The 13817-nt window shown below is 74.0% G+C and carries 16 protein-coding genes; 9 read left to right on the top strand and 7 right to left on the bottom strand.

Annotated features, from left to right (window positions below; genetic code table 11):
• From J3P38_RS13930 to J3P38_RS13920, 3 genes are read right to left on the bottom strand one after another with little or no spacing between them, the layout of a single operon-like run.
• Nucleotides 1–1119, bottom strand: a complete 1119-nt coding sequence (locus J3P38_RS13930; RefSeq protein ID WP_210504097.1) for an amidohydrolase family protein — start codon at nucleotides 1117–1119, stop codon at nucleotides 1–3.
• A gap of 4 nt (nucleotides 1120–1123) precedes the next feature.
• Entirely contained in the window at nucleotides 1124–2263 is a 1140-nt protein-coding gene (locus J3P38_RS13925) for a carboxylate-amine ligase (RefSeq protein WP_210504096.1), read from the bottom strand.
• Nucleotides 2260–3444 carry a fatty acid desaturase family protein gene (locus J3P38_RS13920; protein ID WP_307807919.1) on the bottom strand — a complete coding sequence of 395 codons (1185 nt, stop codon included), beginning with the start codon at nucleotides 3442–3444 and terminating at the stop codon, nucleotides 2260–2262. Before J3P38_RS13920 ends, J3P38_RS13925 begins: the two co-directional genes overlap by 4 nt.
• A gap of 58 nt (nucleotides 3445–3502) precedes the next feature.
• Between J3P38_RS13920 and J3P38_RS13915 the strand changes: the two genes are divergently transcribed.
• The 7 genes from J3P38_RS13915 to J3P38_RS13885 all read left to right on the top strand — a co-directional run bounded on the left by J3P38_RS13915 (nucleotide 3503) and on the right by J3P38_RS13885 (nucleotide 8293).
• Nucleotides 3503–3667 (top strand): hypothetical protein, encoded by a 165-nt coding sequence (locus J3P38_RS13915; RefSeq protein WP_210504095.1) that lies wholly within the window; start codon nucleotides 3503–3505, stop codon nucleotides 3665–3667.
• On the top strand, nucleotides 3664–4554 hold the full coding sequence (locus J3P38_RS13910; protein ID WP_210504094.1) for a hypothetical protein: 891 nt from the start codon (nucleotides 3664–3666) through the stop codon (nucleotides 4552–4554). The genes J3P38_RS13915 and J3P38_RS13910 overlap by 4 nt, the downstream gene beginning before the upstream one ends.
• Nucleotides 4551–5030, top strand: a complete 480-nt coding sequence (locus J3P38_RS13905) for a phage holin family protein (RefSeq protein WP_210504093.1) — start codon at nucleotides 4551–4553, stop codon at nucleotides 5028–5030. The genes J3P38_RS13910 and J3P38_RS13905 overlap by 4 nt, the downstream gene beginning before the upstream one ends.
• A complete protein-coding gene (locus J3P38_RS13900; RefSeq protein ID WP_210504092.1) occupies nucleotides 5006–5635 on the top strand; it encodes a DUF3618 domain-containing protein in 630 nt (209 codons plus the stop codon). The genes J3P38_RS13905 and J3P38_RS13900 overlap by 25 nt, the downstream gene beginning before the upstream one ends.
• Nucleotides 5636–5792: 157 nt before the next feature.
• Nucleotides 5793–6932, top strand: coding sequence for a zinc-dependent alcohol dehydrogenase (locus J3P38_RS13895; protein WP_246851171.1), 1140 nt, complete (start codon nucleotides 5793–5795; stop codon nucleotides 6930–6932).
• A 22-nt stretch (nucleotides 6933–6954) separates the two neighbouring features.
• Nucleotides 6955–7512 carry a hypothetical protein gene (locus J3P38_RS13890; protein ID WP_210440360.1) on the top strand — a complete coding sequence of 186 codons (558 nt, stop codon included), beginning with the start codon at nucleotides 6955–6957 and terminating at the stop codon, nucleotides 7510–7512.
• Between the two features lie 73 nt (nucleotides 7513–7585).
• Nucleotides 7586–8293, top strand: a complete 708-nt coding sequence (locus J3P38_RS13885; RefSeq protein WP_210504091.1) for a hemerythrin domain-containing protein — start codon at nucleotides 7586–7588, stop codon at nucleotides 8291–8293.
• Nucleotides 8294–8560: 267 nt separating this feature from the next.
• Here J3P38_RS13885 and J3P38_RS13880 read toward each other — a convergent pair whose 3' ends face one another.
• Both J3P38_RS13880 and J3P38_RS13875 read right to left on the bottom strand, forming a co-directional pair.
• Entirely contained in the window at nucleotides 8561–9670 is a 1110-nt protein-coding gene (locus J3P38_RS13880) for a putative manganese transporter (protein WP_210504090.1), read from the bottom strand.
• Between the two features lie 9 nt (nucleotides 9671–9679).
• Complete coding sequence (locus J3P38_RS13875) at nucleotides 9680–10600, bottom strand: manganese catalase family protein (protein WP_210440357.1); 921 nt, start codon at nucleotides 10598–10600, stop codon at nucleotides 9680–9682.
• 316 nt (nucleotides 10601–10916) lie between these two features.
• Here J3P38_RS13875 and J3P38_RS13870 point away from each other — a divergent pair, with 316 nt between their 5' ends.
• The gene (locus J3P38_RS13870) at nucleotides 10917–11651 is read left to right on the top strand and encodes an AfsR/SARP family transcriptional regulator (RefSeq protein ID WP_210440356.1); all 735 of its coding nucleotides are present in this window, start codon (nucleotides 10917–10919) and stop codon (nucleotides 11649–11651) included.
• A gap of 16 nt (nucleotides 11652–11667) precedes the next feature.
• Here the strand turns inward: J3P38_RS13870 and J3P38_RS13865 are convergent, their stop codons facing one another.
• Both J3P38_RS13865 and J3P38_RS13860 read right to left on the bottom strand, forming a co-directional pair.
• Nucleotides 11668–12468 (bottom strand): MBL fold metallo-hydrolase, encoded by an 801-nt coding sequence (locus J3P38_RS13865; protein ID WP_210504089.1) that lies wholly within the window; start codon nucleotides 12466–12468, stop codon nucleotides 11668–11670.
• 5 nt (nucleotides 12469–12473) lie between these two features.
• Nucleotides 12474–12938, bottom strand: a complete 465-nt coding sequence (locus tag J3P38_RS13860) for a DUF4383 domain-containing protein (protein ID WP_210440354.1) — start codon at nucleotides 12936–12938, stop codon at nucleotides 12474–12476.
• A gap of 197 nt (nucleotides 12939–13135) precedes the next feature.
• On the opposite strand from J3P38_RS13860, the gene J3P38_RS13855 reads away from it, so the two are divergent.
• Nucleotides 13136–13813 (top strand): hypothetical protein, encoded by a 678-nt coding sequence (locus J3P38_RS13855; protein ID WP_210504088.1) that lies wholly within the window; start codon nucleotides 13136–13138, stop codon nucleotides 13811–13813.
• Nucleotides 13814–13817: the final 4 nt, after the last annotated feature.

Here is a 13817-nt window from a genome sequence, read left to right as displayed (position 1 = left end):
TCAGGCGCGGTCCGGGAGCGGCGCCGCCGGGGTGCGCGCCACGACCGCAGCCGCGGAGACCAGGTCCCAGCCGGGGCTGAAGGTGTTGCGCCGCTGCAGGCGCTCGTGGTGCTCCTCGTAGAGGTCGAGCAGCTGCAGCACCGAGGCCAGGACGTCCGCGTCGGGGTCGTCGGGGCGCACGTCGCAGGCGTGGCGGGCCACCGTCAGGGGCACCTCGGGGTCCAGGCCGCGCTGCATCGCCTCGAGCGCCGCCAGCAGGTTGCTCGAGGCCGCCTCGAGGAACGGCCCGACCTCCCGGGCCTCGCGCGCCGGCGGCGGACCGAGCTCGAGGGGGTCGAGCCCGTCGACCAGGCGCGTGGCCTGCCCGCCGAGGACGGACGCGACCTGCCGGGGGTCCAGGCCGGCCTGCCAGGCGCACCGGCCCGCCGAGAGGAGGCCGTTGACCGGCGTGCTGTACGGCAGGTCGCTCGCGCCGAGCACCCGCCCGGGCGGCACCAGCCGGAAGAGGGCCAGCAGGTGTGCCGGCGTCCACCACGAGGTGTCGAAGAACAGGTGCGGCACGTCGGTCACGTGCGGGTGCAGGCGGCCGAGGTCGGAGAGCGCGCAGTGCGCCAGCACCATGCGCGCCCCGGGCCACCGCTCGCAGGCGTCGAGCACCGCCCTCCCGATCGAGTCCACCTCGGGACCGGCGTGCACGACGACCGGGAGGCGGCGCTCGTCGGCCATCGCGAACACCGGCTCGAGGCGCTGGTCGGCGAGGTCGACATCGTCGCTCGAGAGGTGGAGCTTGAGGCCGCGCGCGCCGGCGTCGAGCAGGCCCTCGACCGCGTCCACCTCGTCCGGGACGACGCGCACCAGCGCGCTGAGCCGCCCCTCGCTGCGCAGCGCGGCGTCGAGGACGGCGGCGTTCGCGATGCGGTAGCCGTCTGGCTCGGACAGCGGGAAGACCAGCGCGCGGCCCCGGGCGGCGTCGACCGCGCCGAGCAGCTCCTCCACGCTCGCGGTGACGCCGCTCGGGTCGCGGTCGCCGACGTGGGTGTGCGGGTCCAGGACCTGGGCGTCGGGGAGCTCCGCCAGCAGCCGGTCGTACCACGGCTGCACGAGGTGGTCGGCGTACACCGGGTCAGCCGTCCAGGTCCGCGGTGCGGGCGGCGAGGTCCGCGAGCAGTGCCGGCAGGCCGCCCTGGCGCGCGACCGCGCGCTGGCGCTCCGGCTCCGGTGGCCCGACCAGCATGGACTCGACCGCGTCGAGCGGCCCGTCGAGCCCGTCGCCCGCGAGAGCGACGCGTGCGTCGGCGAGGACCCGCACCGCCACCTCGCGGAGCGGCCGCATGGTCAGGTCGACGTCGAGCACCCGGGTCTCGAGCCCGTGGCGGCAGGCCCGGCTGTCGTTGACCGCGAGCACCTCGTCGGAGAGGTCGACGGAGTCGGGGGCCTCGACGGCGCGCCGCGCGATGCCCTGCACCAGCGCGGTCAGGCCGGCGACCGCCGCCAGCGACGGCACCGCGTCCATGACGCGCACCTCGATCGTGCCGAGCAGCGGCCGGGTCCGCACGTCCCACCAGACGTAGGTGTGGTCGGGGGACTCGGCGGCGTCGAGCAGCGCCTCGGTACGCTCGACGTACTCCTCCCAGCTCCGCAGCAGGGGCGGCACCGTCGTCCGCGGGTAGGACCGCAGGATCGCCGACCGGCTGGAGGCCAGCCCCGAGTCGACGCCGTGCCAGTACGGCGACCCGGCGGCGAGGGCACGCAGCAGCGGCACCTGGTGGCGCAGGCCGCGGTAGGCCAGCATGGCGGTCTCCGGGTCCGGCAGCGCCACGTGCACCTGCAGCGCCGCGGTCGGGGTGCGCAGCAGGCCGGCGTACTCGTCGAGGATGCGGTCGTAGCGCGGCGAGGACGCCAGCACCGCGCCGCCCAGCGCCGCGCTCGGGTGCACGCCCGCCGCCAGCGGCCGGGCGCCGCCGGCGGCCACGCAGCCGCGCAGCAGCCGCAGCGACCGCCAGACCTCCTCGGCGCTGGTGCACACCGGGGTGTTCAGCTCGACCTGGTCGACGTAGACCTCCCCCGTGACCACGCCGCCGTCGAGCGGCTGGGCGCTCAGCGACGCCACGAGCCCGCCGGCCGCGGCACCGAGCATCTCCCCCGAGGAGTCGACGAGCATCAGCTCCTCCTCGACCCCGACGGTGAGCTCCCCGCCAGGCCGGTACTCCGGCACCCGCACCCGATCCATCTCCTGCGGCACCCCCGTGGGAATCGCTGTCACGCCGGGACGGGTGCCCCCTGGCGGGCTCCCGCATGCGCCCCGCCCGGTCGCGGGGGCAGGGACAGCCGCAGCACCTTGTGCCACGCGCTGGCGACCTGCCGCAGCAGCGGCGCGCTCTGGTAGGCCAGCCCGTGCCGTGCGAAGAGCTCGCGCACGGGTCCGGCGATCTCGCGGTAGCGGTTGCTGGGCAGGTCCGGGAAGAGGTGGTGCTCGATCTGGTGCGACAGATTGCCGCACAGCACGTGCAGCAGCCACGGTCCCGACACGTCGGCGGAGCCCAGCATCTGCCGGAGGTACCAGTGCCCGCGGGTCTCGTGCTCGTCGATCTCCGCGACCTCGAAGGTCTCCACGCCCTCGGGGAAGTGACCGCACATGATGACCGAGTGGCTCCACACGTTGCGGGCCAGGTTGGCGACGAGGTTGGCGGTCAGCGTGCTGCGCGCCGAGCCGGTGGGCGCCGACAGCAGCGGGTGCAGCACGTAGTCGCGGAAGGCGTTGCGGCCCGCCCGCCGGGCGGTGGTGCGCAGCTCGCGCCGCAGCTGCGGGGACAGCCCCTTGCGCGACCTCAGCGCGTCACCGAAGTCGAGGTCGTACATCGCGATGCCGTACTCGAAGATGCAGGCGTTGACGAGGTTCCACAGCGGCTGCGCCAGGTGGCGCGGCTCCCACTCCTGGGCCTCGTCGACGCGCATGATGCCGTAGCCGAGGTCGTTGTCCTTGCCGAGCACGTTGGTGTTCACGTGGTGCCGGTCGTTGTGGGCGCGTCGCCACTGCTCCGGCGCCGAGGCGTGGTCCCAGTCCCAGGTGGAGGAGTGGATGCGCGGATCACGCATCCAGTCCCACTGGCCGTGCAGGACGTTGTGGCCGATCTCCATGTTGTCGAGCACCTTCGACAGGGTGAGCGAGGCCGTGCCCAGCCACCAGGCCGTGCGGCTGCGGCTGCCCAGGAGCACGACGCGCCCGCCCACCTCCAGGCACCGCTGGACGGCGATGAGCCGGCGGATGTACGCCGCGTCGCGCGCCCCGCGACTGGCGAGGACCTGCTCGCGCAGGGCGTCGAGGTCCCGGCCGAGCTGCTCGACCTCGGCGTCGCTCAGGTCGCCGTACGACCGGTGCGTGGGCCCGTGCTGCAGGAGAGCGACCATCGCACCCGGTGCCCCGGCGGCGGGCTCGGCATGCATCCGCCGATTTTCCTCCCGAGGGGTGGAGTGCTCCCCGGATCGGTGGGTACGGAGCGACATGACCGAACACTCCCACAACCCCGACCAGGACGCGGAGCCGCCGACGCCGGACGGTGAGGAGCCCGATGTCGGACAGCTGGATCCCGCTTCGGAGCCGGCCAGCGACCCCGACCCCGACCCGGACGCAGAAACGACCCCCACCCACTCCGAGGAGGACGCATGACGACGTACGGAAACGACCCAGGCAGCACGAGCGGAATCGGTTCGAGCACCGGCTCGAGCGACTTCGGTGCCAGCACCAGCTCGAGCGAGTTCGGCACCGGCTCCACCACCGGCTCCACCGGCTCCACCGGCTCGAGCGGCGACACCAGCGCTGCCGACAAGGCCAAGGACACCGCCTCGACGGCGGCCGACCAGGGCAAGCACGTGGCCGGCACCGCCAAGGACGAGGCGCTCAACGTCGCGGGCACGGCCAAGGAGCAGGCCCGCAACGTGGTCGGTGACGCCAAGCAGCAGGTGACCAGCCAGCTGAGCGAGCAGGCGACCACCCAGCGCGACAACCTGTCGCAGACGCTGCGCACCTTCGGCGACGACCTGCAGAAGATGGTCGAGGGCCAGGGCTCCGGCCAGGGCATGGCCGCCGACGTCGCCCGCGAGGTCAGCGACCGCGTGCGGGCCCTCGGCAGCCACCTCGAGAACCGCGAGCCCGGCCAGCTGCTCGACGACGTGCGCGACTTCGCGCGCCGCCGGCCGGGCGCCTTCCTGCTCGGCGCCCTCGCCGCCGGCGTGGTGGCGGGTCGGGCGTTCCGTGCCACCGCCGACGGAGCAGCGGCGGCGTCGCTCGCCGAGTCCGGCGGCACGACGGGCACGACGTACGGCGGCACCGGCACGACCGGCACGACGTACGGTGGCACCACGACCGGCACGGGCACCATGGGCACCGCCAGCGGCGCCGCCCCCCTGGCCGGCACCAGCACGGAGTCCAGCACCGACAGCCCGGGCACGACGGGGTACGACACCCCGGCGCCGCACCCGACGCTGACGACCCCGGCGAGCACCGACCCGACCACGTCGGGCTTGCCCGGCCAGCGCACCCAGGACACGCCGTGACGGGGCCCTCAGGGGTGGACCCGATGCTCGGGACCCCGGCAGCCGAGCCGGTGCCCCCGGCCCCCGCGGCGACCACGTCCGGGGCGACGGCGAGCAACGACAACCGCAGCCTCGGCGAGATCGTGGGCGACCTGAGCCACGACCTCACCACGCTGGTGAAGCAGGAGCTCGAGCTCGCCCGCACCGAGCTCAAGGCCGAGGCCACCAAGGCCGGCAAGGGTGCGGGGATGCTTGGCGGCGCCGGCGTGGCCGGCCTGCTGACGCTCATCCTCGCCTCGTTCGCGCTGAGCTACCTGCTCGACAACTGGATGCCGGTGGAGCTGGCGTTCCTGATCACCACCCTGCTCTGGGCAGCCGTGGCGGCCGTGCTGGCCGCCCGCGGACGCACCGAGCTGAAGAAGTCGAACCCGCAGCTGCCCGAGACGCAGCAGACACTCAAGGAGGACGCAGCATGGGCCAGAGCACAGAAGAGCTGAGCAGCGAGATCGCCCAGACCCGGCAGTCGATGACGGCCAACGTGGACGCCCTGCAGGACCGGGTCAGCCCGTCGGCCATCGTCGAGCGCCGCAAGGAGGCCGCCCGCGGCCGGGTGCGCAGCATGCGCGACAAGGTGATGGGCACCGCCCAGAGCGTCGGCTCCTCCGCGTCCGGCACGGCCGGGTCCGCCAAGGACTCCGCGGCCGGGGCGGTCGGCTCCGTCAAGGGCACGGCGTCTGGGGCGGTCGGCTCCGTCACGGGCACCGCGCAGGACGCCGTCAGCGGCGCCCAGGACAAGGTGCAGGGCGCGCCCCTCGCGGCCGGCCTGGTCGCCTTCGGTGCCGGGATGATCGTCTCCGCGCTCATCCCCGCCTCTGAGAAGGAGGCCGTCGCGGCCGGACACGTCGTCGACGCCGCCAAGGAGCACGGCCAGCCGGTCGTGGACCAGGCGAGGTCGGTGGCGCAGGACGTCGCCGAGGGCGTCAAGGAGACCGCGACGCAAGCGGCCCAGGAGGTCAAGGACACCGCCACGGAGAGCGCCGACAAGGTGCGCTCCGAGGGCCAGTCCGGGGTCGACGAGGTCCGCTCGCAGACCCAGTCCTGACCCCGGGCCTGATCCCTGGGGCCTGATTCCTCCGCGTACGCCGGCCCGCGCGCTCGCGCGGGCCGGCGTACCGGTCGGTCGACCCGTCACCCAGCCCTGCAGCACCCAGCCCTGCAGCACCAGCACTGCACAGCACCCGGAGGCACCCGTGCGCGCCATGGTCTACCGCGGTCCCTACCGCGTCCGCGTCGAGGACAAGCCGCGGCCCAGGATCGAGCACCCCAACGACGCCGTCGTCCGGGTGCGACGGGCCGCGATCTGCGGCTCGGACCTGCACCTGTACCACGGGATGATGCCCGACACCCGGGTCGGCCACACGTTCGGCCACGAGTTCGTCGGCGTGGTCGACGAGGTCGGCCCCTCGGTGCGCCACCTGAAGGTCGGCGACCACGTGATGGTCCCCTTCAACATCTTCTGCGGCACGTGCTTCTTCTGCGCCCGCGGCCTGTACTCCAACTGCCACAACGTCAACGCCAACGCGACCGCGGTCGGCGGCATCTACGGCTACTCCCACACCACCGGCGGGTACGACGGCGGGCAGGCGGAGTACGTCCGGGTCCCGTTCGCCGACGTCGGGCCGATGGTGATCCCGGACTGGCTCGACGAGGAGGACGCGCTGCTGATGACCGACGCCCTCTCGACCGGCTACTTCGGCGCGCAGCTGGCCGACATCCGCGAGGGCGACACCGTCGCGGTGCTCGGCGCCGGACCGGTGGGGCTGTACGCCGCCCGCAGCGCCTGGCTGATGGGTGCGGGCCGCGTGGTCGTCATCGACCACCTCGCCGAGCGCCTCGAGAAGGCGCGCACCTTCGCCTACGCCGAGGTCCTCGACTACGACGAGGTGGAGGACGTCGTCGTGGCCATGAAGCGGATGACCGACCACCTCGGCTTCGACCGCGTGATCGACGCCGTCGGCGCCGAGGCCGACGGCAACATGACCCAGCACCTGACCTCGGCGCGCTTCAAGCTCCAGGGCGGCTCGCCGACGGCGCTCAACTGGGCGATCGACGGCGTCCGCAAGGCCGGGACCGTGTCGGTGATGGGCGCCTACGGCCCCATCTTCAGCGCGGTGAAGTTCGGCGACGCGCTCAACAAGGGCCTCACCCTCCGGATGAACCAGGCGCCGGTGAGGCGCCAGTGGCCCCGCCTCCTCGAGCACATCGGCAAGGGCTACCTGAAGCCCAACGACATCGTCACCCACCGCTTCGGGCTGGAGGAGATCGCCGACGCCTACCACGTCTTCTCCGCCAAGCTCGACGGCTGCATCAAGCCGGTCATCGTCGTCAGCGACGACTGAGCAGACTGAGGAAGGACGTCCCGTGCCCTACAGCGCCGACAAGCCCCCGCTCCCCGAGTCACCCGACGAGCTGCGCGCCCGCATCCCGGGCTGGGGTGCCGACCTCGACCCGGCCGACCGCCCGTCGTACCCCCGCGAGGTCCTCGACCTCAGCGCGACCGGCGCCCACTGGGACGTCCCGGTGGACCAGCCCGGCGGGGTCGGCCGGGAGCGCTCGATCGAGCACGCACGCCTCACCCCCGTGTTCGGCACCGCCCAGCCGTTGCGCGGCCTCGCCGGCCCGATCCGGCGCTACGCGTACGCCCGGCACAGCGAGGGCAAGGCCGCCCACTGGCTGCTGCTGATCGCCGCGGACCGCGTCGACGTGGTCGAGCACGTGGTGCGGTCCTTCGCCAGCCTGCGCCCGGACAACCCGCTCACCGAGACGGGCATCCGCGCGGAGACGACGCACGGCGGGCTGCGGTCCCGGCGCGGGCGCAGCGACGTGCGCCACCACGCCCTCGACCCGGTCGTCAACGGGGCGCCGTGGGCGCTGGGGGCGTACGCCGCCTGGCGAGCGGTCCGCGCGCTGCGTCGCTGAGTCGGGCCCGCGGGACGCCGCGGGCCCGGGGACCGAGGTGCGTGACAGCGCCCGGGCGGGGTACCGCGGTGGCATGACCTCACTCGCAGACCAGGACCTCGAGAGCCTCGGCGGGCCGCTGAGCATCCTCACCCGGCAGAAGCGCGACCACGAGCGTCTCGACCGGCTGCTGCAGCGGCTGGACCGCAGTGCGCCCGGTGTCGAGGAGGACGCCACCCTGCAGGCCATCGCGCGCCTGGTGTTCCCGCACGCCTTCGCCGAGGAGTCGGTGATCTGGCCCGCCGCCCGTCGCGTGCTCCCCGACGGCGAGGAGCTCACGCTCCAGGTGGAGCAGGAGCACCAGGAGGTCAACGAGCTGTGGACCTCCTTGGAGGACCTCGCACCCGGGACCCCCGAGCGCCGCGACGTGCTCGCGAGGCTGGCGACCGTGCTGCGCGAGGACGTGCGCGACGAGGAGGACGAGCTGCTCCCCCGCCTCCAGGACGCTCTCAGCACCCGCCGGCTGCAGGTGCTCGGCGTCGCGTGGGAGGCGGTGCGCCGCACGGCGCCGACGCGGCCGCACCCGGTCGTCTCCCGGCGGCCGCCGGGCAACGCGCTGGCCGCCCTCCCGCTCACCGTGCTGGACCGCAGCCGCGACGCGCTCGAGTCGGGCGGCAGGCGCTTCCCGCACCTGCACGCGCGCACCTCACGGACGAGCGACCGCCTCGCGGCGGTGGCCGGCCGCGTGGAGCAGGCCGGGCCCCTGCGCCGGGGCGAGGATCCCTCCACCCACCGCGACTGAGCGCTCGAGCATCCGGCGCGCACCGCGCCGAGCGAGCAGCACGGCGAGCACCACGGCCGCCATGGCCGCGCCGAACGGCGTGAGCGTGAGCGCGCAGCACAGCGCGAGGAGGAGCTGGACGCGGTCACCGGTGGTGAGCTGCGCGGGCGGGGAGACGAGGCGGTGGGCGGACACGGGATGCTCCTTCACGAGCGGCGACAGGGTCTGGGTCTGGGTCTGGGTCTGTCTGGGCTGAGTTCGGGTCGCGGGGGGCGTGAGGCGGTCGCCTCACGCGAGGACGAGGAACGCGAACCCCACGGCGAGGGCGGGGATCGTGGTGAGCACCGTCGCGACGAGCGCCGAGCGGTGCTCCAGGGCCAGCAGGGGCAGCAGCGCGTCGCCGTCCTGGCTGATCGTGTTGGCGACGAGGGTGGCCAGGGGCATCCCGCCGGCGGCGAACATCCCGGCGAAGACGAGCTGCACGGCGCAGCCCGGGACCAGGCCGACCAGCGCCCCGACCAGCACGCCCGCCACGCCCAGGACCGGGAGCGTGGATCCGTCGAACCCGGTGAGGTGGGTGACCATCGACCAGGCGAGGTAGGCGACCGCGACCCACACCGTCACGAACGCCACCTCGTGGCCGCCGTGGCGCAGGACCGCCGCGAACGACGTCTCCGAGGCGGATGACTCGTCGTCGTCGGCCAGCCGGCAGCCGGCGCGGGCGAAGACCACGACGGCGACCGTCGCACCGAGCACGCCGAGCACCAGGTACAGGGTCTCCGGGTCGAGCAGCTGGAAGGTCACGGGCAGGCTCACGGTCGCGCCGCCGCCGATGGCGAGCCACAGCAGGACCGGCAGGACGCCGACCTCGTGCAGCGCGAACGCGGGTCGCGGCGCGGCCGGCACGGCTCGGGCCGCGACCGGCACCGGGGCGGGCGCCGGGACCGCTGTCGGGGCGGGCGGGGCCACGCGCCGGGAGGTGGGTGCGGCGGCCGGCCGCTTCCGGCGCGGGTCGAGACCCACGGCGTCGACGAGCCAGCCGGTGCACGCCCCCACCACCAGCAGCAGCCCCTTGAGCTGCACGGTGAGCCACGGGTCGTGGGCCAGCAGCACCCAGGACGCGTCGCCCATGGTCGCCACCAGGGCGGCGACGGCCGAGCCGTACGACACCGCACCGCGGCCGTAGGCCGCCATCACCATGATGGCGCCGCCGCAGCCGGGGGGCATCGTGAGCGCCGCCGCCACCAGGGGGGCCGCCGCCCGGCGCCGCTCGAGGGCGGCGTCGAGGCGGTGGCCCCACCGGCAGCGTGCCCAGCCGAACGGCGCCACCATCAGGGCGACGAACACGCCGACCTGCATGAAGGCGTCGGCCAGGGGGCGGAGCAGGAGCTCGGTCATGGCAGCGGCTCACTCCCCCGGAGTGAGCTTCTCCTTGGCCTTGTTCATCAGGTTCTGCGCCCCCTGGGCGTAGGCGCCACCGGCGGTACCGGGCTTGCCGGGGCCCTTGGAGCCGTCGTAGGTGGAGAAGTGCAGCGGGTCGGGGGCGGGCAGCTCCTGCACGTCGTCGGTCAGGGCACGGCCCTCCTCGAACCTGATCTCCTGGTCGCCGACGAGGGTCGTGCCCTGCGCCCAGCGGCCCTCGTGGGCGGTGCTGCCCTCGTGGAAGCTGTAGAAGACGCTGGCGTGCTCGGAGGCCTCCTCGTCCTTGCGCGAGTCCTCGAGGCCGTCGGTGTGCCCGTCCTCGATGAGCTGCTCGATGCCGAGCAGCCACTGCTGCTGGTGGAAGGTGTCGCGGGCCAGGGCGAAGGAGAGCGTCTCCTTCACCCCGGGGTCGTCGGTCATGCCGATGAGGCGGGACACCTGGAGGCGGCCCTGTGCCTCGGCCGCCACGTTGTGCCGGAAGTCGGCGAGCAGGTTGCCGCTCGCGACGATGTAGCCGGCGTTCCACGGCACGCCCTGGCTGTTGGTCGGCATCGCGAAGCCGCCGCTGACGATCGCCTGCTGCGGGTTCTGGCCGCCCAGCACCGCGGCGAGCGCCGGGTTCGCGGCCGCGGCCTCCGCCTGCGTCTCGGCCGGCGCTCCCTCGAGGAGCCGCGCCAGCAGCGTCGTGAGCATCTCGACGTGGCCGATCTCCTCGGTGCCGATGTCGAGGATCATGTCCTTGTACTTGCCGGGCGTGCGGCACGCCCAGCCCTGCCACATGTACTGCATCATCACGGTCATCTCGCCGAACTGGCCGCCGATGACCTCCTGCAGCTTGGCGGCGTAGAGGGCGTCGGGACGCTCGGGCTTGGCGCTCCACTGGAGCTCCTTGGTGTGCCGGTACATGACGGTCCTTCCGATCGCGTGGGGTGGCAGGAGCGGGTGTCGCTCCTGGCCGTCCACGCTCCCGGAGAGCCGTTCGGTCCCCGTGACGGCGGCGGCTGCGCTGCCGTACGCCTCGTGTCCCCTGCCTGTCCACTACGTGTCCCCCGCGAGTCGTCCGAGGCTCCCGCCCGGCGTTCCGGCGGTGTCCACCCATCGCCGACGGGCCGTCGCGGCCGGCGCGGCGCGGCGTCACGGCGGCGTCACCGGGAATGCATGGACGCCCGGGTGAGGGGCACTGACAGCGCACGCGATCGCGATCTGGGGAGGCGCTGTGGCGTTGACGGCACGACTCAACCTGCTCGGAGGGTTCCGGCTCGACATCGACGGACAGCCGCACGCCGTCCCGGCCAGCGCACGCCGCCTGCTCGCCCTGCTCGCCGTGCTCCACCAGGGACGCCGCGCCTCGCGCAGCGCCCTCGCCGAGATGATGCGCCCGGACTCCGATCCCGCGCGCGCCACCTCCACCCTGCGCTCGGTGCTGTGGCGGCTGCCGCGCGACCGCGGCCGCGCGCTCGTCCTCGGCGACGCGCTCGAGGTGTGGCTGCACCCCGACCTGAGCGTCGACCTGTGGGAGGCCGAGGCCCGCGCCAGCCTGCTGTGCGGCACCGACTCGCCGAGCGTCGAGGACCTGCCGGACCTGTCGCTGCTCACCCAGGACCTGCTGCCGAGCTGGCACGACGACTGGCTGTCGGTGGAGCAGGAGTCGTTCCGGCAGCGCCGCCTGCACGCCCTCGAGCGGGGCGCCGACCTGCTGTGCCGTGCCGGCCGCTACCACGACGCGCTGCGCGCCGGGCTGGGCGCGGTGCGCTCGGAGCCGCTGCGGGAGAGCGCCCACCGACAGGTGATCGCCGTGCACATGGCCGAGGACAACCACGCCGAGGCGCTGCGCCAGTACGACCACTACCGGCGGCTGCTCGCCGACGAGCTCGGGCTGGCGCCGAGCGCCACGATCCGACGACTGGTGGCGCCGCTGCTCGGACGGCCGGTCGACCTTCCGTCCCGGGCGGAGTGAGCCGGCGGGCGCTCGTTCAGCCGGTGGTCGGGACGAGGCTCACGACGTCGCCGTGGGCGGGGCGGCGCAGCGTGGCCTGCAGTCCCCGCTCGCGTGCGCGGGCCTCGAAGTCGGAGACGGGCGAGCGGAAGACGGTGTAGTCGTCGTGGTGCACCGGAATCACGACCGCGGGCCGGCACCGCTCGACGAAGTCGACGCCCATCGGGGCGTCCATGGTGACGGTGCGGAACAGCACCCGGGTGCCGCCGAGGTGCACGACCGCGGCGTCGATGCCGGGGAACCGCTCACGGACCTCGTCGACGTGCGAGCCGGTGAGGGTGTCGCCGCTGAAGTAGACGCGCCGACGCACCTCGCCGCCGACGACGTGCTCGACGATGCTGCCCATCACGGGGGGAAGCATCTTGCCGAGCAGCCCCCGCGCGTGGATCCCGGGGACGGCCGTGACGCGGAGCTCCTCGCCGTCCTTGGTGAGGGTGTGCTCCTGCCAGGTGCGCAGCGCCTGGCCGTCGAACCCCCACGAGTCCAGCCGGCGCACGGCCTCCGGCGTGGAGAGCACGGGCGGTGACCGGTCGAGCCGCGCCTTGGCGACCCGGTCGAAGTGGTCCCCGTGCAGGTGCGAGAGCAGCACCGCGTCCAGCGGCGGCAGCTGCTCGGGCTCGAGGGCCGGATCCGTCAGGCGACGGGTCCACAGGCCCCACCCCAGGTAGGCGCGCTGGCCGCGGTGCAGGAAGTTGGGGTCCGTCAACAGCGTGAAGGACCCCAACGTGACCACCGTGGTCGCGTTGCCGATGAAGTGGAGCCTGTCGCCCGTCGTCATGGGGCTCAGGCGGTGACGGAGCCCCGGCTGCGCTTCCCGAGGACGACGCCGAGCCCGATCATGGCGACGCCGAGGACGAAGTGCAGCCAGTCGTCGGCGGTGTTGAGGGGCACGAAGTTGGCCTGCGACGACTTGTCGATCACCAGCCCGTAGAGCCACAGCACGAGGTAGATCGCGCCGCCGCCGATGAGGAAGGTGCGGGCAGTGGACGCGGTGCGCGCCAGCGCCAGGCCGGCGGCGCCGAAGAGCAGGTGGACGACGTTGTGCAGGATCGACACCTGGAAGATGCCGAGGAGCTTGGCGTGGGACTCGTGCCCGGCCGCCTCGAGCCCGTCGTACTGCGTGGTGATGCCGGGGATGAACCCCAGGACCCCGACGAGCAGGAAGGTGGCGCCAACGAGGACGGCCGCCGCCTGGACGGGTGAGCCCTTGGTGTTCCGACCGGTGTTGAGGTGTGCGCGCTCGGTCATGGGTGTTTCCTCCTCTCGACGCCGTGGATGTCGGCGTCCGTGGACCTCCCCCGTACCCATTGGCTCGCCTCGCACGCACCGACCCACCCCGAAAGCGGGGTCCGGCTCGACGTGGCCCACGCCACGTGCCGGGGAGGTCTGGGACGGCCGCCGACTGGGTACGGCACGGGGTGCACCCCCCGACGAGAGGACGACTCGTGAACCCCATCCGCACGGTCACCGGAGTGATCACCCATCCCGCCCGGACCGCTGGCGCCGTCGCCGGAGCGACGATCGGCACGTCCGTGGGCGCCGCCCGGGCCGGCCTCCGCACCACGGCACGCGTCGTCGGCTGGGCCGTCGAGCGTGCCACCGGGGCGACGCCCGTGCCCGCCGGCGCCCCGTGGACGGCCGCACCCGACGCCGCATCCGACGCCGGGTCCGAGGCCGATGCGGCGCCCGCTCCCGTGGTGGACGAGGTGCTGGGGACGCGTACGGCTCCGGCCGACGGGACCGCCGCGAAGAAGGCGCCCGCCAAGAAGGCCGCCGCCAAGAAGGCCCCGGCCGAGAAGGCTGCCGCCAAGAAGGCTCCGGCGAAGAAGGCCGCAGCGAAGAAGGCCCCGGCCAAGAAGGCCCCGTCCAAGAAGGCGGCGGTGCTCGCCCCCGCCCTCGGCATGAGCGAGGCCGAGGTGGCTGCCGGAGCAGCCGACGAGACCGTCGACGACCTGACCACCCCGTCCGGCATCCCGGCGGCCGCCGAGGGCTTCAACCCCGACACGACCGACACCGACCTCCACCAGCCCGGCACCGAGCCCCTGGTCGACCCGGCGACCGTCAAGGCCGTCGCCAGCGAGTCCGAGGTCCTGAGCAGGGCGGCCGACCCCGACAAGGGCTGAGTGT

The sequence above is a fragment of the Nocardioides xinjiangensis genome (genome assembly GCF_017916455.1).
In the GTDB taxonomy this organism is placed as follows: domain Bacteria; phylum Actinomycetota; class Actinomycetes; order Propionibacteriales; family Nocardioidaceae; genus Nocardioides; species Nocardioides xinjiangensis.
Note: the sequence above shows the minus strand (reverse complement) of the source record. Positions and strands in the feature narration are given on the sequence as shown.